The organism is Flavobacteriales bacterium (assembly GCA_016699575.1).
GTDB lineage: Bacteria > Bacteroidota > Bacteroidia > Flavobacteriales_F > PHOS-HE28 > PHOS-HE28.
Genome location: CP064979.1, coordinates 3,127,008 through 3,149,526 on the forward strand (window position 1 = coordinate 3,127,008; position 22,519 = coordinate 3,149,526).

The 22,519-nt window shown below is 60.0% G+C and carries 16 protein-coding genes; 13 read left to right on the forward strand and 3 right to left on the reverse strand.

Going from position 1 to position 22,519, the window contains the following annotated elements; all coding sequences use genetic code 11:
- The first annotated feature begins 2 nt into the window (after nt 1–2).
- The 3 genes from IPJ76_13015 (at nt 3) to IPJ76_13025 (ending at nt 3,902) form a co-directional block, all read left to right on the forward strand.
- Nucleotides 3–2,498: a carboxypeptidase-like regulatory domain-containing protein gene (locus IPJ76_13015; protein QQR85526.1), complete on the forward strand. Its 2,496-nt coding sequence runs from the start codon at nt 3–5 to the stop codon at nt 2,496–2,498.
- A 231-nt stretch (nt 2,499–2,729) separates the two neighbouring features.
- The gene (gene lptB, locus IPJ76_13020) at nt 2,730–3,464 is read left to right on the forward strand and encodes an LPS export ABC transporter ATP-binding protein (GenBank protein ID QQR85527.1); all 735 of its coding nucleotides are present in this window, start codon (nt 2,730–2,732) and stop codon (nt 3,462–3,464) included.
- 48 nt (nt 3,465–3,512) lie between these two features.
- Nucleotides 3,513–3,902, forward strand: coding sequence for a four helix bundle protein (locus tag IPJ76_13025; protein QQR85528.1), 390 nt, complete (start codon nt 3,513–3,515; stop codon nt 3,900–3,902).
- Between the two features lie 89 nt (nt 3,903–3,991).
- Here the strand turns inward: IPJ76_13025 and purS are convergent, their stop codons facing one another.
- Nucleotides 3,992–4,246 carry a phosphoribosylformylglycinamidine synthase subunit PurS gene (gene purS / locus IPJ76_13030; protein QQR85529.1) on the reverse strand — a complete coding sequence of 85 codons (255 nt, stop codon included), beginning with the start codon at nt 4,244–4,246 and terminating at the stop codon, nt 3,992–3,994.
- 87 nt (nt 4,247–4,333) lie between these two features.
- Nucleotides 4,334–5,128, reverse strand: a complete 795-nt coding sequence (locus tag IPJ76_13035; GenBank protein ID QQR85530.1) for a CDP-alcohol phosphatidyltransferase family protein — start codon at nt 5,126–5,128, stop codon at nt 4,334–4,336.
- A gap of 104 nt (nt 5,129–5,232) precedes the next feature.
- Here IPJ76_13035 and IPJ76_13040 point away from each other — a divergent pair, with 104 nt between their 5' ends.
- From IPJ76_13040 to lnt, 3 genes are read left to right on the forward strand one after another with little or no spacing between them, the layout of a single operon-like run.
- Nucleotides 5,233–6,306, forward strand: a complete 1,074-nt coding sequence (locus IPJ76_13040; GenBank protein QQR88461.1) for a PorV/PorQ family protein — start codon at nt 5,233–5,235, stop codon at nt 6,304–6,306.
- Nucleotides 6,303–11,450 carry a hypothetical protein gene (locus IPJ76_13045; protein ID QQR85531.1) on the forward strand — a complete coding sequence of 1,716 codons (5,148 nt, stop codon included), beginning with the start codon at nt 6,303–6,305 and terminating at the stop codon, nt 11,448–11,450. Before IPJ76_13040 ends, IPJ76_13045 begins: the two co-directional genes overlap by 4 nt.
- 23 nt (nt 11,451–11,473) lie before the next feature.
- Nucleotides 11,474–13,138, forward strand: coding sequence for an apolipoprotein N-acyltransferase (gene lnt, locus IPJ76_13050; GenBank protein ID QQR85532.1), 1,665 nt, complete (start codon nt 11,474–11,476; stop codon nt 13,136–13,138).
- A gap of 52 nt (nt 13,139–13,190) precedes the next feature.
- Here the strand turns inward: lnt and IPJ76_13055 are convergent, their stop codons facing one another.
- Nucleotides 13,191–14,531 carry a hypothetical protein gene (locus tag IPJ76_13055; protein QQR85533.1) on the reverse strand — a complete coding sequence of 447 codons (1,341 nt, stop codon included), beginning with the start codon at nt 14,529–14,531 and terminating at the stop codon, nt 13,191–13,193.
- Nucleotides 14,532–14,778: 247 nt separating this feature from the next.
- Here IPJ76_13055 and IPJ76_13060 point away from each other — a divergent pair, with 247 nt between their 5' ends.
- The 7 genes from IPJ76_13060 to IPJ76_13090 all read left to right on the forward strand — a co-directional run bounded on the left by IPJ76_13060 (nt 14,779) and on the right by IPJ76_13090 (nt 22,517).
- The gene (locus tag IPJ76_13060) at nt 14,779–16,035 is read left to right on the forward strand and encodes an anthranilate synthase component I family protein (protein ID QQR85534.1); all 1,257 of its coding nucleotides are present in this window, start codon (nt 14,779–14,781) and stop codon (nt 16,033–16,035) included.
- A complete protein-coding gene (gene tilS, locus IPJ76_13065; GenBank protein QQR85535.1) occupies nt 16,013–17,341 on the forward strand; it encodes a tRNA lysidine(34) synthetase TilS in 1,329 nt (442 codons plus the stop codon). Before IPJ76_13060 ends, tilS begins: the two co-directional genes overlap by 23 nt.
- Before the next feature lie 47 nt (nt 17,342–17,388).
- On the forward strand, nt 17,389–17,679 hold the full coding sequence (locus IPJ76_13070; protein QQR85536.1) for a hypothetical protein: 291 nt from the start codon (nt 17,389–17,391) through the stop codon (nt 17,677–17,679).
- 110 nt (nt 17,680–17,789) lie between these two features.
- Nucleotides 17,790–18,263 carry a sugar transporter gene (locus tag IPJ76_13075; protein QQR85537.1) on the forward strand — a complete coding sequence of 158 codons (474 nt, stop codon included), beginning with the start codon at nt 17,790–17,792 and terminating at the stop codon, nt 18,261–18,263.
- Nucleotides 18,264–18,382: 119 nt separating this feature from the next.
- Nucleotides 18,383–20,329 carry a thioredoxin family protein gene (locus tag IPJ76_13080; protein QQR88462.1) on the forward strand — a complete coding sequence of 649 codons (1,947 nt, stop codon included), beginning with the start codon at nt 18,383–18,385 and terminating at the stop codon, nt 20,327–20,329.
- A 77-nt stretch (nt 20,330–20,406) separates the two neighbouring features.
- Nucleotides 20,407–20,982 carry a D-sedoheptulose 7-phosphate isomerase gene (gene lpcA / locus IPJ76_13085; GenBank protein ID QQR85538.1) on the forward strand — a complete coding sequence of 192 codons (576 nt, stop codon included), beginning with the start codon at nt 20,407–20,409 and terminating at the stop codon, nt 20,980–20,982.
- Nucleotides 20,979–22,517 carry a YifB family Mg chelatase-like AAA ATPase gene (locus tag IPJ76_13090; GenBank protein ID QQR85539.1) on the forward strand — a complete coding sequence of 513 codons (1,539 nt, stop codon included), beginning with the start codon at nt 20,979–20,981 and terminating at the stop codon, nt 22,515–22,517. Before lpcA ends, IPJ76_13090 begins: the two co-directional genes overlap by 4 nt.
- Nucleotides 22,518–22,519: the final 2 nt, after the last annotated feature.

The following is a 22,519-nucleotide window of genomic DNA, read 5'->3' on the forward strand; positions in this document are numbered from 1 at the left end:
TCATGGTCGGAGCAAGGTTGAAAGGCTTGGCGGCCGGGGCGATGTCCCTGCTCTTTCCGTTGGCGGCCATGGCGCAAACGACCAAGGTCACCGGTGTGGTGAGCGATGCCGTAACGGGGGAACTGCTGCCCTTCGTGAACGTGATGTTCATCAACAGCCGGATCGCGACCCAGACCGACTTCGACGGGGCCTATGTGCTCGACACCTACTATGCCACCGACAGCCTCTTTTTCCAGTGCGTGGGTTATCGGCCTGTTACGGTAGGCGTGAAGAAGGACAAGGCGCAGGTCATCGACGTGAAGATGGAGACCGCCGGGAAGGAGCTGACCGAGTTCAAGGTGACGGCAAAGGGCGAAAACCCCGCGTTCGTCATCCTGCGGCGCACCATCGCCAACAAGCCGGCCAACAACCGCGAGAAGCTCGGGGCCTACGAGTACGAAGCCTACAACAAGATCCAGTTCGACCTGAACAACATCACCGAGAAGTTCCGCAAGAAGAAGCTCTTCAAGCCTTTCGCGTTCGTGTTCGACAACCTCGATACCACCAACGCGAAACCCTCGCTGCCCATCTTCATGACGGAGAGCCTGAGCGAAGTGTTCTACCGGCAGAAACCCAGGACGCGGCGCGAAGTGATCCGCGGCACCAAGGTGAGCGGCATCGAGAACGAGAGCGTGAGCCAGTTCATGGGCGACATGTACCAGAACGTGAACATCTACGACAACTTCCTGGTCATCTTCGGAAAGAACTTCATCAGCCCCATCGCCGACGGCGGCAAGGGCTACTACGACTACTTCCTCACCGACAGCACGTGGATCGGCACCAACTGGTGCTACAAGCTCGAGTTCAAGCCGAAGCGCCCCCAAGAGCTTGCCTTCGCCGGTGAGATGTGGATCAACGACACCACCTATGCGGTGAAGCGCATCGCTTGTGGTATCGACAAAGGCGCCAACCTCAACTTCGTGATGGGCTTCGCCGTGAAGCAGGAATACAGCCAGGTGAAGCCCGAGGTATGGATGCTCACCCGCGATGAGCTATGGGTGGACCTGAACATCGTACGTGACAAGGAGGAGCTGAAGAAGCGGGAAGTGCAGGGATTCTACGGGCGGCGCACGGCCACGTACAAGGACTTCAAGATCAATGAGCCGCGCGAGGACGTGTTCTATGAAGGGCCCGATGAGGTGGTGATGGCGGTTGATCCGCTAAGCCTGGGCGCCGATTACTGGGATACGCACCGCCACGAGCAGCTCAACAAGCAGGAGGCGATGATCTACCACATGGTGGACACCATGAAGACCATCCCGCGCTTCCGCACGTACGTGGACATCGTGAGCATGATCATGACCGGGTACTACACCCGCGGCAAGATCGAGCTGGGTCCGTACTTCACGGTGTTCAGTTACAACCCTGTGGAGGGCGCGCGGTTCCGCTTGGGTGGGCGCACGAGCAATGCCTTCAGCAAAAAGGTGGAGTTCGAAGCGTATTCGGCATACGGCACCACCGACGAACGCTTCAAGTTCGGTGTGATGACGCGCGGCTTTATCACCAAGGTGCCGCGCACCCTCTACCGCGCTGCGTACAAGAACGACCTGGAGCAGCTCGGCCAGAGCGTTAACGCATTCCGCAGCGACAACATCCTGGGCAGCGCGTTCCGTCGTGGGCCCAACACCAAGCTCACCAACGTGGAGGAATACCGGGCCAGCCTGGAACGCGAGTGGTTCAGTGGCTTCACCAACGAGGTGATGTTCCGCTACCGCACATTGATCCCCAAGGGTGATCTGGAGTACCTCTCCCTCAACGACGAACTGGTACCCATGAGCGTCGGCAGCATCCGGACGGCGGAAGTCTCGCTCAATACACGTTTCGCCTATCGCGAGAAATTCGTGAGCGGCGAATTCGACCGCATCAGCATCGGGCACTTGAAATGGCCCACGCTGGAGCTGCACCTGGCCTACGGACTACCGGAGACCTTCGAGAGCCAGTACGAATACACCAAGGTGATCGGCCGCATCTACAAGCGCTGGCAGCTCGGAACCTTCGGCTGGATGCGCACCACGTTCGAGGGCGGCCGCATCTGGGGCACTCTGCCATACCCCTTGCTGATGATCCACAGCGGCAACGAGACCTACTACTACGACAACATCGGCTTCAACACCATGAACTTCTTCGAGTTCATCAGCGACCGCTACGCGCAGGTAATGGCCGAGCACCACTTCGAGGGCTTGTTCCTCAACCGCATTCCGCTCATGCGCCGCCTGAAGTGGCGGGAAGTCGCCACCTTCAAAGGTGTGATGGGCGAACTGGATCCGAAGCACTCCAATGCCATGCTGTTCCTGCCCGGCATGTACGACCTCAGCGGCGGGCCTTTCATGGAAGCCAGCGTGGGCATCGAGAACATCCTGAAGCTCTTGCGGGTGGACATTGTCTGGCGCCTGCGCTACCTGGAGAACCCCAACACGGCACCGTTCGCGATCAGGGGCCAGATCAGCATCAACTTCTAGACCTCACCCTACCGCAGGGCCGAGGGCCTCACCCTGCCCTCTCCAGAGGAGAGGGTCAGAGTCGGCTGAAACAAGTTCTGCGACTACGCGCAGAGCAGCTCCTTACGGGCTGGCTCGCACGGCGCTGATCGCTTGCACGCATTTCCCCTCTCCTTTGGAGAGGGGCAGGGGTGAGGCCACCTTTCCCCTCTCCTCTAGAGAGGGTAGCGTGAGGCCGCCTTTCTTTGCCCCATGCGCCTAGGAGCCACCGACATCGTGAAACGCTACAAGCGCCGCACCGTGGTGCAGGGCGTGAGCGTGCATGTGGACCAGGGCGAGATCGTTGGGCTGCTCGGCCCGAACGGCGCCGGCAAGACCACCAGCTTCTACATGATCGTAGGCCTCATCAAGCCCAACAGCGGCACGGTGTACCTGGACAACGAAGACATCACCGAAATGGCCATGTACAAGCGCGCTCAACGTGGCATCGGTTATCTGCCGCAGGAAGCGAGCGTATTCCGCAAGCTCAGCGTGGAGGACAACATCAGCGCAATCCTGGAGATGACCGGCAAGCCGAAGGAGGAGCAACGGCACAAGTTGGAGTCGTTGATCAGTGAGTTCAACCTGCACAAGGTGCGCAAGAGCAATGGCGACACCCTTAGTGGCGGTGAGCGGCGCCGCACGGAGATCGCACGCGCCCTGGCCACGGACCCGAACTTCATCCTGCTCGATGAGCCCTTTGCCGGTGTGGACCCGATCGCCGTGGAAGACATCCAGAGCATTGTCAGCAAGCTGAAGGAGAAGAACATCGGCGTGCTCATCACCGACCACAACGTGCAGGAAACGTTGAGCATCACGGACCGCGCCTACCTACTGTTCGAAGGAAAGATCCTCAAGCAAGGCACCGCGGAAGAACTTGCTGCGGACGAACAGGTGCGCAAGGTGTACCTGGGGCAGAACTTTGAGTTGAAAAGAGCGAAGGCGTAGGGGTTTCAAGTGTCAAAGTCCAAGTAGCAAGTGTCAAGTGACAAGGGCATGGTCCAAGCAGGGCCCAGTGGTGGTGGAAAGCCGAACGACCTGGGCGATCGCTTGACGGTTTTCGCCGCGCGCGTGGTTGTGTACGTGGACCGAATGCCACGGACGCTGGCCGGTGCGTACTATGCCGGTCAACTCCTTAGGAGCGGCGGCTCACCTGCGCTGCACTACGGCGAAGCACAAGGTGCGGAGTCGGTGAGCGACTTCATCCACAAGTGCAAGATCGCGCTGAAAGAACTGAAGGAATCGCTCGTCAATCTGCGCATTCAGTCATTGTCCCAACTGATGCCTCCGGATGACGTCGACCTTCTCTGGTTGCTCGATGAATGCGATCAGCTCATCCGCATCGTCGGCAAGATCATCTCGAACAGCCAGCGCGGAGGCAGGTGAGGGCCACCTAATCAGCCCGGTTGCACCGGCTCAAGGGCATTTCACCTTTGGATCTTGACACTTGCTACTTGGACTTTGACACTTAGGCCTCACGCTTCCTCTACCGAGAACGCGAACTTCTCCATGATCTGGTTGGCCAGCAGCTTCTTGCACGCGGCTTCCACCTTGGCTTCAGCGGCTTTCTTGTCGGCGGCTTCCACCGTAAGGGTGATGTGCTTGCCGATGCGCACGCCGGTGATCTCGGGCAGGCCAAGGTTCTTCATGCTGCCGCTCACGGCCTTGCCCTGCGGATCGAGCAGGTTGTCGTGCGGCATAACGTCGATGGAAGCGCGGAAAGACTTCATTTTGTTGGAGTGTTCAAGTATCAAAGTTCAAGTAGCAAGTGTCAAGGTTCAAGCGGTGCGGTGTTTCCTTTTGGATCTTGACACTTGCTACTTGGACCTTGTCTCTTGCCTGAACAGCTTGCCCCACAGCGGGCTCAGCAGGTAGATGACGAGGATCAAAGGAACGGCAAGGATGCCATAGAGCAGCACCAGCACCAGCCCGATGCCCAGGAGGCAGTAGATGACCTCGTTCCCCTTCCACCCGAAATGCTTGAACTTGAGCGAGGGGAGGGGGAGCTCGGAGAGCATCAGAAAGGCAAGCACGAGCGCGGTCGCCAGAGCCGCATTCGGCTGCATGGTGAAATACCGGCAGAAACTCTCCTGAAGGACCAAGGCGGCAGGACCGTGGAGCACTGCTCCGCTTCCGACGATCAATGGAACACTGGCCCAAAAGAGCGCGTTGGCCGGTGTTGCGAGTCCCAAGAAGCCGTGCGATTGACGTTTGTCCACATTGAACTTGGCCAGCCTCCAAGCGGAAGCGACCGGGACCACCATAGCAAGGCCACTAACGATGAGCGATGACCGGCTCTCGGCAGAAAACCCAAGGAAGACGCCATCTTCCCGAGTCCACATTATTCCTGTCTGGAAAGAAAAGTACATAAGCATCCCCGGCGCCACCCCGAAACTCACCATGTCCGCCAAGCTGTCCAGCTGCGCCCCCAGCGAGCTTCCACCGCCCATAGCCCGGGCCGCCAACCCATCGAACACATCGAAGACCGCCGCCAGGAAGATCAGCCCACAGGCTATTGTGAGTTGTCCTTGCGAGGCCAGGAGGATGGATAGCACCCCGCAGCATAGGTTCGCGGTGGTGAGCAGGTCCGGAAGTCGCGGAAGTCTCGGCACGGCGCCGAAGTTGGTCACTTCCGGGCAATAAGACAGGCCACCGACAGTTACTAGCTGCGTCAAATCGCACACGCATGAAGATCGAACGGACATTGGGGGGACGGATGGCAGTGGCTCTTGTGGCGGCCAGCGCGGCATTGGGCACCCTCGCCCAGAGCGACGCGCCCAAGTACAGCAACGAGTTCCTGGCCATCGGCGTGGGGGCGCGCGGTCTGGGCATGGGCTACAGCATTGTGGCCGCCAGCCGCGATGTCACGGCAGGCTATTGGAACCCGGCCGGTCTGGTTCGGGCCAGCGGCGACCTGCAGATCGGTGCCATGCACAGCGAGTACTTCGCCGGCATCGCCAAATACGATTACGTGGGCCTGGCCAAGCGCATCGACAGCGTGAGCACCATCGGCATCAGCTACATCCGCTTCGGTATCGACGACATCCCGAACACCATCGACCTGGTGGATCCCAGCGGCAACGTCGATTACGACCGTATCACCTCGTTCAGCGCGGTGGACAACGCCTTCCTCATCAGCTACGCCCGGAAGCTGAAGATCGAAGGGCTCCGTTTCGGGGCCAACGCCAAAGTGATCTACCGCCGCGTGGGCGAGTTCGGCAAGGCATGGGGCTTCGGCCTCGATGCCGGTTTGCAGTACGACAAGGGCCCGTGGAAGTTCGCCGCCATGGCACGCGACATCACGAGCACCTTCAACAGCTGGACCTACACGTTGGACCAGCGCACCATCGATGTGTTCCAGACCACGGGCAACGAACTGCCGGAGAACAGCACCGAGATCACCCTGCCACGGTTGGTGCTCGGCATCGCGCGCGATGTGAAGCTCGGCACCAAGTTCAACCTGCTCGCCGAGGTTGATCTGGAGAACACCTTCGACGGTCGCCGTAACACGCTGGTGGCCACCGACGCCTGGAGCATGGACCCGCGGGCGGGTATTGAAGTGAGTTATGCCGGTATCGTCTTCGTCCGCACGGGCGTGAACAACTTCCAGTACATCGAAGAGGTGGAAGGCGGGCGCAGGCTCGACTTCCAGCCCAACCTCGGCCTCGGGCTGAAGATCAAGAGCGTTGCCATCGACTACGCGCTCACCAACATCGGCACCGTAGGCAATGCGCTCATCAGCAACGTGTTCTCGTTGCGGTTCGACATCAACAAGAAGACCTCGTCATGAGAAGACCCGTACTGCTGGCGGTCCTGTTGTTCATCGTTGGTGTTGCCAAGGCCCAGCCCTATGGCAACGAATGGATCGACTTTGGCAAGCAGTACTGGAAGGTGGGCGTTGTGGTGCCGGGGTTCGGTCTTGAGTCCATTTTCCGCATTGACAGCACCGCGCTGGCACAGAGCGGCTTCCCCGTTGGGGAGGACCCGCACCGCTTCCAGCTCTGGGGCCGCGGCCAGGAGTGGCCCATTTTCATCCAAGGTGAGGCGGACAGTGTCTTCAACATTGGCGACTTCATCGAGTTCTACACCGAGGACAACAACGGCTGGAACGAGGCGGAGCACTGGGAGAACCCGGCTTACCAGAACGGGACGTCAATGAGCCTTTATGAGGATTCGATCTTCTACTTCCTCACGCTTGCCGACCCGGGCCAATCTCCATTGCGCATCCATAGCTACCAGAACACCGACTTCGGCGGGTTGGCCTTGCGCACATGGGCGTTCGGCGAAAGCGTTGTGATGAACACGAACGGCTATGTGAAAGGCGAACGCGACGGGTGGTCCGGTGCAAGCACCGGTTTCATGGGCAGCGGCGAAGGCTGGCTCTACAGCCATATCAACGACGTGTCGAACAATACCGCCGCCGCGTTCGACATGAACTTCCCGGCCCCGGGTTGGAACTACTACAACGGACCGGGAGCACCTGACGCTCAGCTCACCACCAAGGTGTTCGGCGGGTCGGAGAACTGTTCATTCTACCCCACGCACAACGTGCAGTTGCTGTTCGGGCCCACGGGCAGCCAAACCGTTGTGATGCACGATACGCTGGGTCCATGGGAAACACGGCCCGTCGATATCACCATCCCGAACGCGCTGCTGCAGCCCGGTTCCAAGGTCACCTTGAATTCGCTGGACGGCCTTAACCTGAACTGCGTCCCGCAGAACCCGACCTTCATAAGCACCATCACGGACGTGCGTCTGGAGTTCCCACGCACCATGGACATGCTGGGCTCAGGCTATTTCAAGCTCTGGTTCCCTGATGACTCCCAGGAGAACGACGCCAACGTGGCGTTCACCAACGTCGGTGGGAATCCGGTCTTTCACGTCATCAACACCGATTCGGTTTTCCGAGTGGTGCCCACCTGGAACGGGGCCGCATGGCAAGCGCGCTTCCCCGCGAACAGCGCAGGGGATCGATCGTTGGTGGTGAGCGTGCCCTTCCCGATAGGCATTACGGGCATCAAACCGGTTTCCGCAACGGGCTATTTCCCCGATCTCGTGGCGAACCAACTGGACAGCGCGTGCATCATTGTCACGCACAAGTCGTTGCTGGGTGCTGCACAGCAGTACGCAACGATGCGTGAGAGCAGTCCGCGCAACCCCATGCCCACCATGGTGGTGGATGTGGAGGACCTTTACCTGCAGTACGGTGGTGGCGTGCCGAAAAGCGCCATGGCCATCCGCAAATTCGCGAAGCACCTGCTGGATGCTTGGAGCACCGATCCCCAAGCGTTGTTCCTCATTGGTAAGAGCGTGGTGGGCCCCACCATCGGCACCGATGGCGGCAGCCGCAGGCCCAATCCACCCAGTGCCTACACGCGCAATCTGGTGCCCACCTTCGGCTATCCGCCCTGCGACGTTTGTTTCACCATGGGCCTCAATGGGGATCCGAAACAGATGGCCATTCCCGTGGGCCGCCTGAGTGCCGAGACCGAACAGGAAGTGTTGGACTACATGGGCAAGATGCAGGCGTTCGAGAGCGATGCGGAGCCCGAGGAATGGATGAAGAACATCCTCCATTTCCGGGGTGGCTTCACGCAAGCGGAATGGCAGCTGTTCGATTACTACCTCAGCTCGTGGGAGAACATCGTCGAAGACAGCCTGCTGTTCTCCGGTGAGGTGACCAACTTCAGGAAGAACACCGGTAACCTCTTCGACCAGGCATCGGCCGACAGTGTCCGCACCTTCATCGAGGACAAGGGCGTAACGATGATGACATTCCTTGCGCATGCCAGCGGGCAAGGCTTCGACATCAACATCGACCAGCCTGGAGGCTATCAATGGAAAGAGCACCCGCTCATCCTTGGTAACAGTTGCTACAGCGGCAACATCCACCTCAACTACCAAGGTGGGGCGGGCAGCGCAAGCGAGAATTATGTCATAGCGGGCGACGCTGGCGCCATCGGGTTCATTGCTTCGGTGGACATCGGCACCACGAATTACCTGGGCCCCTATACCAACTACTTCTACCGCAGCTTCTGCTATGCCAACTACGGCAAGAGCGTCGGGCAGCACATGAAGTACGCCATTTTCGAGCAGCTGAGCGATTTCACGAGCATCAGCAATACGCACAACACCCATACCATGACACTTCATGGCGATCCTGCCATGGCACTGCCCAGCTGGCCCAAGCCGGAGTTCACCATTGCCGATGCGGACATCCGCATCATCCCGGAACAGGTCACTGCAGAGCTCGATACGTTCGTGGTGCAAGCGGTGGTGGAGAACATCGGCCGCGGATATGGCGAGCCCGTGGTGGTGCGCATGGACCGCACGTTGCCCGGCGGCGGCCTGGAGAGCTACCAGGTGCAGTTGGACAGCCTGCTGCTGCGCGATACCGTGGAGTTCAAGGTGCCGTTGTTGGACGACCAATTGGGCTCCAACACCTTCACGGTGATGATCGATCTGCAGCCCGATGAAATCCCCGAGCAGTGGCAAGAGGATCTCAACAACATGGCGTTTGCCACCACCAACATCATCAGCGCCGAACTGCTGCCCATCTGGCCTTACAACTTCGCCATCACCCCGGATGCCTCGCCTGTGCTGAAGGCCAGCACCAGCGACCCCTTCGCGCCGAGCGCTGCCTACGTCTTCCGGATCGACACTACCGACCTGTTCAACAGTCCGGTGATGGAGCAGGGTACCGTGACCGCCCCAGGCGGTGTGATCACTTGGCAGCCGCCCTCCATCTTCAACCTGAACAACAGCATCGATAGCCTCGTGTTTTTCTGGCGCTGCAGCCCTGATAGTGTGGACGCCACGGGCTACAAATGGCGTGAGAGCAGCTTCCAGCACATCCCCAATCGCGAGGGCTGGGGCCAGGCGCACTACTTCCAGTTCAAGAACGACAACTATAACAACGTGGTTTATGACCGCCCGAACCGCGAGTTCGACTTCTTCACCGGCAACCACGAGCTCAGGGTGAACGTGCTGGGGAACAGTGTGGGTGCGGGTAATGCGGTGAACGAGTGGTATATCGATCTGGAGGTACAGGAAGGTGGAGGATGTCAGAACGGACCCGCTTTCGTGGTTGGGGTCGTTGACCCAGGAACGTTCACAGCGTGGCGATCAGGACCGCGTGTCGGCCCGGGTTATTATGGGAACTTCAATTGGGTAAACAGCCCGACGCATTTTGGATGTCGACCGAGGTCTGAGAAGTACTTCATGTTCAAGCAGAACCTAGCACCGTCCTTGGACAGTCTGAGAGCGATGCTGGAGGACAGCATTCCGGTCGGCCACTATTTCGTGCTCTACACTTGGAAGAATTTGAACCGTAGTGCAACGGATGTTGGACTTGGTGCCGGATTCTACGACTACATGGTCTCCCTTGGTGCCGACAGTATCCGTAGTTGTCCGGACTTCGTTCCATACCTCTTCATCACCCGCAAAGGCTATCCTGGTGCCACTGAGGTCTGGGGCCAGACTTCCACCGACTTCATTTCCGGCACTTTCTTCTGCACCGTGGAAGGCAACCAAGGCCTGATGACCGGCCCGCCCACCATGCAGTTCACCGAGTACGAGGCGTTCTACTGGGACGAGAAACCGCTCAACGTGAACGACACCACCACCATGAAGCTGTGGAAGCGGGATGCCAGCGGGGCAGAGACGCTGGTGCAAGACCTCGCATCGCCCTTGGATTCATTGAACGGCCTCGATTCCATCGTGGACGCCGAGCAGTACCCCGAACTCCGCGTCGGCGCTTTCCTCACCGACTACCAATGGCCCGATGCAGTGCCAGCACAGATGAAGCGTTGGCAGATCATCGGCGAACCTGCTCCGGAGTGCGCCATCGACCCGCCGCTGGGCTATTTCGTGAACGTGGACAGCCTCTACGAAGGCCAGAACGGGCGTGTCGCGGTCGCTGTGCACAACATCAGCAACTACGCCATGGACAGCCTCTTGCTGGCCGCGTGGATCGTCGACGAGGCCAACAACCGCCGAGGCATCCACTACAAGCGCAATCCTCCACTGCCCGTGGGCGGCGTCATCATGGACACCATTTCCGTGAGCACAGAAGACCTGGGCGGCGGCAACTTCCTATTCATCGAGGCCAACCCCGTGGACAGCGCGACAGGTGTCTATGACCAGCCGGAACAGTACCACTTCAACAACTACGCCTCGTTGCGCTTCACCATCCAGGAAGACCTGGAGAACCCACTGTTGGACGTCACCTTCGATGGTGTGCACATCCTTGATGGCGACATCGTAAGCGCCAAGCCGGAGATCCAAATGACCCTCGACGATGAGAACACCACGCTCATCATGGACAGTCCCGCGGACACGGCCCTTTTCAAGGTGTTCCTCGCAGACCCCTCCGGAACGCTCAAGCGCATTTACTTCGTTGAAGGCGGCCAGGAGGTGATGCAGTTCGTACCGGCCGAGAACGGAAAGAACATTGCCAAGATCCTTTACCGACCCGCGCTCATCGCGGACGGCAAGTACTCACTGCAAGTTCAAGCGTCCGACGTCAGCGGCAATGCAAGCGGTGACAACACCTACAAGATCAGCTTCGAGGTGATGAACAAGCCGAGCATCACCAGCGTGCTCAACTACCCGAATCCGTTCACCACCAGTACGCGCTTCGTGTTCACCGTCACCGGTAGCGAGCCACCAACGCAGATGCGCATCCAGATCATGACCGTGAGCGGCCGCGTGGTGCGCACGGTAGATGCCGCTGAACTGGGCCCTATGCACGTGGGCCGCAACATCACCGAGTTCGCATGGGACGGCACCGACGAGTTCGGCGACCGCCTTGCGCGCGGCGTATACCTATATCGCGTGGATGCCCGCCTCAACGGACAGGACATCGAGCACCGCGATAGCGGCGCGGACCCATGGATCGAGAAGGGCATGGGCAAGATGTATTTGCTGCGGTAGTCCGGGGGCTACTTTCACCGCGCATGAAGCTGTTGGACCGGCGCGGTGGCCGCTATGCTTTCTCAGTTCTCTCGGGCCTGCTGCTGGCCGGTGCTTGGCCATGCATCGGCGACCTCACCCCACTGATCTTCATCGCCTGGGTGCCGCTCCTGGTGCTTCAGGAACACCTGCTCGAACGAGGTGCGCCGCCACGGACCGTCTATCCGCACATCCTGTTGGCCATGGCCGTCTGGAACCTCTGCACCACGTGGTGGTTGTGGTGCGTGAGCGAGCCGCTCGGCACGAAGGCCTTCACGCTCATCGGCCCCAATCTGGGCAACGTGCTGTTGATGTCCGTTCCGCTGGTGCTGGCGCGGCTGGTGCGCCGGTGGACCGGTCGCGGCCTCGGTGCGGTGGCCTTCGTGGTCTTCTGGCTGGCCTTCGAGCATTTCCACATGGATTGGGACCTCACATGGCCATGGCTCACGCTGGGCAATGTGTTCGCCAACCGCGTGGAATGGGTGCAGTGGTACGAATGGACCGGTCACATGGGTGGGTCGCTCTGGGTGCTGGTGTGCAATGCGCTTGTGGCTGTGACGGTGTTGCGGTGGAAGTCGGAACGGAGGTGGCGCGTGGCGGCTGCCCCGTTGGCGTGGGTGATGGTGCCGCTCCTCGGCTCAACTTGGTACGATCTGAACATCACCAATTGCGCTTGGGGTGATCGGAGGATGGAGGTCGTAATCGTGCAGCCCAATATCGACCCGTACAACGGCAAGTTCGCGCTGGACCCACTGGTGCAACTGGAGGGCATGCTGGCCCAGGCCGAAAGCCGGATGACCGACAGTACAAGGCTCGTAGTGCTACCGGAGACCGCCTTGCAAGAGGACTATGGTGCGCACATGGAGAACGGCCGTGTGGTGCTCGATGGGTTATGGGAAAACGACATCAATACTTCGCGTAGCGTATGGATGATCGAACGCTGGTTACAGAAGCATCCCAAGGTGCAGGTGCTAGCGGGCATGTCGGCGGGTCGCTTCTACCCTGCCGGTGAACCAGCGCCGATCACTTCGCGACCGTTCGGGCCCAACGGCGAGCACTACGATGCCTACAATGCTGCCGTGCTGATCGACACTTCCGGGGCCACACACCTGTACAACAAGAGCAAGCTGGTTCCCTTTGTGGAACTGATGCCCTTCGAGGAGGTGACCGGCTCCTTGGATGCCCTGGCGCTCGACCTGGGCGGAACCACGGGAAGCTTGGGCACACAAGAAGAGCGTTCCGCGTTGCCAGTGGCCGATGCCAGTATTGCACCGATCATCTGCTACGAAAGCGTCTATGGCGATTACGTGACGGGCTACCTAACCAACGGTGCCGACCTGCTCGTGATCATGACCAACGATGGATGGTGGGATGAGACCCCTGGCCACTTGCAGCATTTGGCGTATGGCCGCTTACGCGCCATCGAAACGCGCCGTAGCATCGTGCGGTGCGCGAACACGGGCATCAGCTGTTTCATCGATGCTTGCGGTCGGGTGGAGCAGCCCACGGCGTGGTGGGAGCCTGCTGTGATCGCGCAGCGTGTATCGCTCAATAGCGGGATGACCTTGTTCGCACGCACCGGTGATCTCATCGGGAAAGGTGCCTTTTGGGCCGCACCGCTCTTGTTCGCGGTGGCATTCTTGATGCGCCGTCGCAGTAGGATGGATTGAAAATGGAGAAGCCCCGACTCGTCGGGGCTTCTCCACAAGATCATTTGAAGGATCAGTTCAACACCACCTTCCTGCTGAACTGCTCGGTGGCATTATGCATGCGCACCATGTACACGCCGGTGGCGATGCTGTTCTTGGGGATCGTGAGGTAGGTGATGCCCTTGTTGATCTGCTGGTTGCGCAAGGTGGCCATGCCCTTGCTGTGCGCGTCCATCAGCGTCACATCGTACACGCCCTCCACGGTGCTGCTCACCATCAGGTTCACCTCGGTGCCATTGTCCCAAACGTTCACCAGTTCAGTGCCATCAACAACATCGCAACCTGCGCTCACCAAATTGGTGTAGTTGGCCGCACCATCGTTGTCCACCTGCTTCAGGCGGTAGTAGGCGGTCGTGCTGCTCAGGTCGCTGTCCACGAAGCTGTACTGCACCGTCTCCTGGCTATTGCCACTTCCGTTCACCACGCCGATCATGTTCCAAGCTACCCCGTCCGTGCTCTTTTCCACCTCGAAGTGGCTGTTGTTCGTCTCACTGGCCGTGCTCCACTTCAGCTCCACGCGGCTGTCCACGCAGGTGCCATCGAAGGAGGTGAGTTCGACAGGGAGGGGATTGTTGAGGTCGGACAGGGTCCATGAACGGAAAAACTGGGCCGAAGGCACGTTGGCAACTACTGTGCTCGTAGCGACAAGATTCGTATAAGCACTGGTAGGCAGATAATCCGCCCAGTGGTTGTTGGTGTTATTGAACCGTTGGGCCGCCAAAGTGGTGGCCGCAGTAATCGTATTGCCCGGCGTGATCTCGGCAGTTACGTTGGTGAACGTAATGTCCGCGCTAGGATTGGTAGTGTACGCAAAGCCAGCTGCCTTGGTATCCAAGATCCAGAAGCGATCAACTGCCAGAGGAGAACCTGAGTTGAATGATGTGTTCGTCATGTTATCCGAAACGTGAGTAACATCACTTGGCCGGTACTGGAAGTTGTCCCATTGCGCGACTGTCGCACCATAGTTGTACGTAGCAAAGACCGTAGATCCCGCGCCAGCGCCCGCTCCAGTGATCGCATAGGTCAGCCGGATATTGGTATTACCAACCGGCGAGTTGAAAGGGACGAAGTAGGAGCCAACAGCGGTCCCAGTTGCCCAGCGGATCCTGTTGTACTCACTCTCCGAACGAATACCCGCCGACGTTGCCAGGTTCGGCAGGTTGGGGATCCCCACAGGACTGTTATGGTCGATTACCAACCACGTCTGATTGCCCGGACCAGGAGCATTCACCCCGCCGTTGTTGTTCATCACCATGTAGATGCTACCGGCTGTGTTATCGAACACGATGCGGGCTTGACCGAAGGTGCTCAGCACGGTGGCGAGTGCTGTGGAGGTGAGTAGTGTTCTCATCATGGCAACGTCAAATGTAGTCCGCACGGAACCCCGTGCAAGACTGTTCTGAAACCTTTTTTGTCAAGTCACCGTCGCTCCCTATGGCCGGGCACATGTTCGAGGGGGAACACCCATGGCCAATGCTAAGGCCTCGTGCGATGGAGCGCATGCGGGGGAGGGATGGGGCCGGTGCCAAAGCGCTTAGGTGACGTTGGTTAGACGGGGGGGCGGAAAGGAGGTTGCCCCGTGGGGATATCTTGCCCCTGCCATGCTTGCGAAAGTCGAGGCCATTGTTTCCGGAACGCCCAACTGGCGTGCATTGCGGAGGTTTTCAACCGCCCAAGCGGTCCGCCTGCGGAACGGGGGCGGATGGTTGATGGGGTTGGGCGCAGCCCGGGTTGTGGAGCACGGCGCCCCCGGCGCAGCTTTCCACGCGCTGGGCAGATTTTGCGCCGGAGCGGCAGGGCCGGTCTTTTTCCAAGTGGCCTACGGTGCGGGGGAAGAGGTGGTGCAGGGGCTCCGTTTGAAGCCGCCTGCACAGCCGGGGCCTTGCATGCTGGCCTTTGCGCCCCGCTTCATTGTACGCTGGGCCGGTGATCTGTGTGCCGTCGAACACGAAGCCAACGACCGTTTTCAAGCCGAAGAACTGTTGAAGGCCCTCACCGAAGGGGCCGAAGTGTCGGCGCCCACAAGCACCGAGTGGTCCGTTCCTGACCGCGCCACCTACCTCTCCGGGGTGGGGGAACTGATGGAGCACATCCAGCGTGGCGACATCTACGAGGTGAACTACTGCACAGAGCGGAACGCCGTGGACCCGGCCTTCGACCCCTACGATGCTTTCCACAGGCTCGATGCGCGTTTGCAAGCGGCGCATGCGGCATTTGCGAAGCACGATGGGCGCTATGCCCTGTGCCAAAGCCCGGAGCTATTCCTGGATGTTACGGGCCGCAGGGTCCGTGGTGAACCCATGAAGGGGACGCGGCCACGTCAGGATGATCCGATCGTGGACGCTCAGCTGGCCCGCGAGCTTGCCGCCGATCCGAAGGAGCGCAGCGAGAACATCATGGCGGTGGATGTGCTGCGCCACGACCTTAGCCAAGTGAGCATGCCGGGCTCTGTGCAGGTTCCGGACCTTTGCCGGGTGCGCACCATACCTGCGGTCCACCAAATGATCAGCATTGTTGCGGCCGACCTGCTGCCCGGAAAAGACGCGATGGATGCCATGAGGGTTTGCTTCCCCCCGGCAAGCATGACGGGCGCCCCGAAACGCCGGGCCATGGAACTGATCGATGCCCATGAGGAGCGCGGGCGTGGTCTTTACTCGGGCACTATCGGTGTAGTGGATCCGGACGGTAGCGCGCACATGAACGTGGTTATCCGGACGATCCTGTTCGACGCATCCACGGGTCGGCTGTCGCTGAGCACGGGCAGTGCGCTCACGGCCACCTGCGACCCGCTGAAGGAATGGGACGAGTGCGAGGTAAAGGCCCGCTCGGTAATTGATGCGCTGCACCATGGAGGCTGAGGTATTGCGCTACATGCGTCTGCACGGCATGCCGATGCCGCCGGCCGCCATTTGGGTGGCTGTGAGCGGAGGCGCGGACAGCATGGTGCTGCTGCAGGTGCTGGAACGGCTGGGTTTTGTCTGCCGTGCGGCCCATGCCGACCATGGTTTGCGCGGTGCAGAGAGCGAGGCGGATCGTGCGTTCGTTGTTGACCAATGCGGTCGGATGGGCATCGGGGTGGAGACCACGACGCTCGATGTTGTCGCACACGTCAAGGCCGGGAACTTTTCCGTTGAAATGGCCGCTCGTGAGCTGCGCTACGCTTGGTTCAGGACGTTGCTGGCGGGCGGACCCGGCCAAATGGCTTTGGGCCACCATGCCGACGATGCCGTGGAAACCCTTCTCCTGAACTTGATGCGCGGGCCCGGCTTCAAAGGATGGGAGGGCATTGCGCCAGTGGCCGGTCCGTTCTTCCGCCCGTTGATGGCCGTGGATCGCACGGCTGTTCGGGCCTACGCCGCTGAACACCATGTGCCTTACCGCGAAGACAGCAGCAATACCGACCCTGCTTTCCTGCGCAACCGCGTGCGGCACGAACTCATCCCGCTCATGGAGCAGTTGCGCGCGGGCAGCACAAAAGTGATGGCGCGCAGCCTGCCGGACCTGGCGGAACTGGTGGCGCTAGGTGAAGCCGAGCTGGAAGCCGAGCTGCAACATCTGCCGGTCATTGCCAGTGATGACGTGGTGTTGTCCAAGGACCGCATCCTGCGTTCGCGTGTGCCGCGTGCTCTGTTGCTGCGCCTGCTTGCGCCGCATGGCTTCCATCCTTCGGTCATCGACCAGCTGCATCTGGCCCTTCTGGAAGGCTCTGTCGGCGCGCGTTTCTACGGGACCGCCTACCGGATCACCGTTGAGCGGGATACGATCGTACTGGAGTGCCAGCCTGCTGCGCCCGCTCCAATGGGCAGCATTGCTGCGGACCTTTCCACCGATGCGCCGCTCGGCCTCTCCATGCGTTATTGCAACCCACAGGATGAAGGGGTTCTGCGTACCCCTACCGTTGCCCGGCTCGATGCCGACAACGTGCACTTCCCCTTGCTCGTGCGCCCTTGGCGGCCCGGCGACCGCATGCGCCCGATGGGGCTTGGGGGCAGCAAGCTCATCAGCGACATCCTCACCGACGCCAAGGTTCCCAACACCGAGCGGGCTCGGCAGCGTGTGGTCGTTTCAGGGAACGAGATCGTTTGGTTGGTCGGCCACCGCGTCGCGGAAGGGCACGGTACAAGGGAGTCCACCCAGCGGGTGTTGGAGCTGTCGGTGGTGTAGGCGTGGATCGGTTGCCCCATTACCTTACAACCCCAACCGTAGAGCCAATGATCTCCAATCATGCCGTTGCGATCCCCAAGGAACGTGTGGCCGACCTGGTGTTCCCGCGCGAACCCGTGCAGTTGAGCGACGAGCACCGTCAGCGCTTGGACAGCAAGATCCAGCGTGCCCTGCAACTCGGCAATGCTGAGCACGGCAAGTGCCGCATCCTCTTCAAGGACGCTGAGGGCTTGAAGGTGGTGGAGACAACGGTGTGGTCGTTCGACAAGGACAACATCGTGCTCAAGTACGGCCTTACGATACCGGTGTCGCGCGTGCTTGATATCGAAATGCCCTAGTGGCGTTAAGCGCTGTTAAGCCCTTGTCTGTCGCGGTTGGATGGGATCCCACTGAGGCAGGCCCGGAAGTGAAAGGCTGGCGATCGTCGCCGTCTATTTTCGCCGCCATCATGCTTCGCCCCGCCCTAACGTTGTTGGCCTTTGGAACGCTGGTCGTTTCCACTGCGGCCCAAGGACCCGCGCAGAAAGTGCCGGTGGCATGGAGCACAACCGTGGAGACTTCCGGCAAGGAGGTGCTGTTGAAGGCCACGGCCCGCATCGATGAGGGCTGGCATGTTTACGCCCTTACCCTTCCCAGCGACCAAGGCCCACTTCCCACGGTGCTCACGTTCGAGCCGAGCAAGGCGTATGCGCTGGTGGGTGGTGTTGCGGAGCCGAAGCCTGAGGAAGTCGAAGACCCCAACTTCATGATGCTCGTGAGGCACCACTCCCACGATCCGGTGTTCGTGCAGAAAGTGGCGCGAACAGGGAGCGAAGCGTTCGAAGTGAAAGCGACGGTGGAGTACATGGCCTGCAACAACAGCATGTGCCTGCCACCGGTGCAAGTGCCCCTCGTGTTCCACGTTGAAGCCGCAGTGAAGTGATGAAGAAGTTCCTGGGTCTTGCCGTTGCGGTCGTTGTTGTGCTCGTCTGTGTTTGGGCAGGCTGTGGAAAGCAGGCTGCGGGGCCGACCAGCTGTGATCCGATCAAGTTGGACCCCGCCATGGACAAAGTGGCTTGGTGCGTGCGTGCCGAGAACACAGGCGGAACAGCGTACGACATCGTTTTCCATGCGGCCATCGATGAAGGATGGTCCGTGTACTCCGTTGAGAACTTCGGTGATGCCGGCCCGTTGCCCAGCCGGTTCGAATTCGATACGCTGGGCCATGTGGTGATCAAGCCAGGGGTAGTGGAGAAAAGCGAACACACCGTGCAAGGGCACGATGCCGTGTTCGACATGGAGGTGAAGAAGTTCAAGCACGATGTGGATTTCGTGCGGCACTTCGAGACCAGCGGCGGCGAGTTCCCCGTTACCGGCCAGTTCGAGTACATGACCTGCAACAACGAGATGTGCCTGCCGCCGGCCCTCGTGTTCTGGCGTGTAGTGCCGGACAGTGGCACGTTCCAGCTCAGCCCGGTGCCTTTCGACTTGTCGGGCATTCCGGTGAAGACCTGCGCCGACGGCACCTACAAGATGAAGTCGGTGGACCTGGAGAGGCCAGTTGTGTCGGGCCCGTCCAAGGACAACCCTGCCGGCTTGTTGGCGATTTTCCTTCTCGGCTTTGCCGGTGGGCTTGTAGCGCTGATAACGCCATGTGTCTTCCCAATGGTGCCCCTCACGGTGAGCTTTTTCACAAAAGGAAGCGAGGATAAGCGAAAGGGTTTGATGAACGCCATCCTCTATGGCACGTTCATCTTTGTCATCTATGCCGCCTTCAGCATTCCGTTCCATTTGATCGGTTCCGTGAATCCGCAGATCTTCAACGAGATCAGCACGAACCCCTGGCTGAACATCTTCTTCTTCGTCATCTTCATCGTGTTCGCCATCTCGTTCCTAGGCTACTTCGAGATCACGCTGCCCAGTAGTTGGGTGAACAAGATGGACAGCAATGCCAGCAAGTTCGGTGGCAGCTTGGGCATCTTCTTTATGGCTCTGACGCTAGTCCTAGTCTCATTCTCTTGCACAGGCATGATTCTCGGTTCATTGTTGGCTGGAGCGCTCACCAGCGATGGTGGCCCAATGCAACTGACAATGGGACTTTCGGGTTTCGGTCTGGCTTTGGCGTTGCCTTTCGTACTCTTCGCTCTATTCCCCGGTTGGCTCAACAATCTTCCGCGCAGTGGTGGTTGGCTCGATACGGTGAAGAAGGTGCTCGGCTTCGTGGAACTGGCCTTGGCGGTGAAGTTCCTCAGCAACGCCGACCTGGTGATGAACTGGGGCCTGCTGAAGCGTGAGGTGTTCATCGGTCTGTGGATCATCATCGGTATTGCGCTCGTGCTGTATTTGATCGGGCGCCTGCGCTTGCCGCACGATGTGAAAGGAGCGCCGATCAGCAAAGGGCGTTGGACCACGGCGGTGCTCGTGTTTTCTTTCGTGGTGTACCTGGTTCCTGGTCTTACCAATGCTCCGTGGCGTAACCTCAAATTGCTGAGCGGCTTCCCACCACCGCTGTTCTACAGCCTTTACGAGCAAAAGAATGAGTGCCCCGAAGGCGTGACCTGCTACCACACGCTGGCCGAGGGCTTGGAGCAGGCCAAGCGCACCGATCGCATGGTGATGATCGACTTCACGGGTTGGGCTTGTGTGAACTGCAGGAAAATGGAGGAGACCGTGTGGACCGAACCGGCCATCCACGAGATCCTTGCCAAGCAAGTGGTGCTGGTGTCGCTGTACGTGGACGATAAGCGCGAACTGCCGCAAACCGAGCAGCACGTGTACATCAATTGTGCGGGCAAAAAGACCTTCATCCGTTCCATCGGCGACCAGTGGTCGAACCTTGAGTTGGAATCGTTCGAGCAAGCCAGCCAGCCGCTCTACGTTCTGCTCAGCCCCGATGGTAAGCTCCTCACCGACCCCGTGGGCTACACCCCGGACGAGGATGAGTACGCCGCCTTCTTCGCCCGCGGCCTGCAAGGCATGGAGCGCTTGAAGGGCGTTGCAACGAAGTGACCATCACGTGTTTGGTAGTCTTGATGTCGCATTTTGCGACTTCAAGTTCCACGTACCAAACCGCATCTTAGCGGCCGATGAGCACCGATCGCATCCGTTCGCACTTTGCCGAGGCCGCTTCCGTGCTGGACAAGTTCCTGGCCGACCCGGCGAACGTGGAGGCCGTGGAACGCGCCGCCGCCTTCATGACCTACTGCCTGAAGCAAGGCAACAAGATCATCAGCTGTGGCAACGGCGGCAGCATGTGCGATGCGATGCACTTCGCCGAAGAACTCACCGGCCGCTTCCGCGATGACCGCAGGCCCATTGCTGCGCTCAGCATCAGCGACCCCAGCCACCTCACCTGCGTGGGAAACGATCACGGGTTCGAGTACGTGTTCAGCCGTTTCGTGCAGGCGCACGGCAACGACGGTGATGTGCTGCTGGCCATCAGCACCAGCGGCAACAGCCCCAACGTGCTGCGCGCAGCCGAGATCGCACGCGACAAAGGCCTGCACGTGATCGCGCTCACCGGCAAGGATGGCGGCAAACTGGCCGAGCTCAGCACGGTGGAAGTGCGGGTGCCGCACAACGGCTACGCCGATCGCATACAGGAGATCCATATCAAGGTGATCCACGCCTTCATCGATCACATCGAACAGGCTCTCGCATGATCGTCAAGAACTACGGGTGCGCGGTCTTCGGCATCAATGCCACCATCGTGACGGTGGAGACCAACGTTAACCCGGGAACGGCGTTTTTCATGGTGGGCCTGCCGGACAGTGCCGTGAAGGAGAGCCACCAACGCGTGGGGGCGGCCATCAAGAACAGTGGGCTGCATATGCCGCGCGGTCGCGAGATCACCGTGAACCTCGCACCGGCCGACATCCGCAAGGAGGGCAGCGCCTACGATCTGCCCATTGCCATCGGAATGCTGGCGGGCAGTGGCCAGCTCAACCCCGAGCGGCTAGGCGATTACGTGATGATGGGGGAGCTTTCACTCGACGGAGAAGTACGTCCCATCAAAGGAGCATTGCCCATCGCGCTCGAAGCGAAGAAACAGGGGTTCAAGGGTGTCATCGTCCCCAGCGCGAACGCGCGTGAGGCGGCCATCGTCACCGGTCTGAAGGCATACGGGGTTGACACGCTCCTGCAAGTGACCGGCTTTCTGGAAGGTGCTGATGACCTGCAACCCGTAGAGGTGGACATCGAGAAGGAGTTCGCTGAAAGCAGCCGCAGCTACCCGGTGGACATCAGCGATGTGAAAGGGCAGGAGAACATCAAGCGCGCGTTCGAGATCGCGGCGGCCGGTGGTCACAACGTCATCCTCATCGGGCCGCCGGGCGCTGGCAAAACGATGTTGGCCAAACGCCTGCCCACGATCCTGCCACCGCTCACCATCGACGAGGCGCTTGAGACCACGAAGATCCACAGCGTTGCGGGCAAGTTGCGGAAGGAGGATTCACTGTTGAGCGTGCGCCCGTACCGCAATCCGCACCACACCATCAGCGATGTGGCATTGGTGGGTGGGGGCTCCTTCCCCCAACCCGGCGAGATCAGTCTTGCGCACAACGGTGTGCTCTTCCTCGATGAGTTGCCCGAGTTCAAACGCACGGTGCTTGAGGTGTTGCGCCAACCACTGGAAGACCGGGTGGTGACAATCAGCCGGGCCAGGTTCAGCGTGGAATATCCCGCGAGCTTCATGTTGGTGGCCGCGATGAATCCTTGCCCGTGCGGCTACTACAATCATCCGGACAAGGACTGCGTGTGCGCTCCTGGAGTAGTGCAGAAGTACTTGAACAAGATCAGCGGGCCATTGCTGGACCGCATCGACATCCACATTGAGGTCACGCCCGTCCCGTTCAAGGAGCTGAGCGCCGAACGGAGCGGGGAGCGGAGCGCGGACATGCGGGAGCGCGTTATCACGGCCAGGAAAGTCCAGCAGGAACGCTACGCTGGAAAGAACATGCACTGCAACGCGCAGATGAGCAGCAAGCAATTGCGCGAGATCTGCCGCATCGACGACGCGGGCCAGGCACTGCTGGCCAAGGCCATGGAGCGCTTGGGCCTCAGCGCCCGTGCCTACGACCGCATCCTGAAGGTGAGCCGGACCATTGCCGATCTGGCGGGCAGTCCGGACATCCGCACCGAGCACTTGGCGGAGGCCATCCAGTACCGCAGTTTGGACCGCGAGGGCTGGGCTTCCTGAGT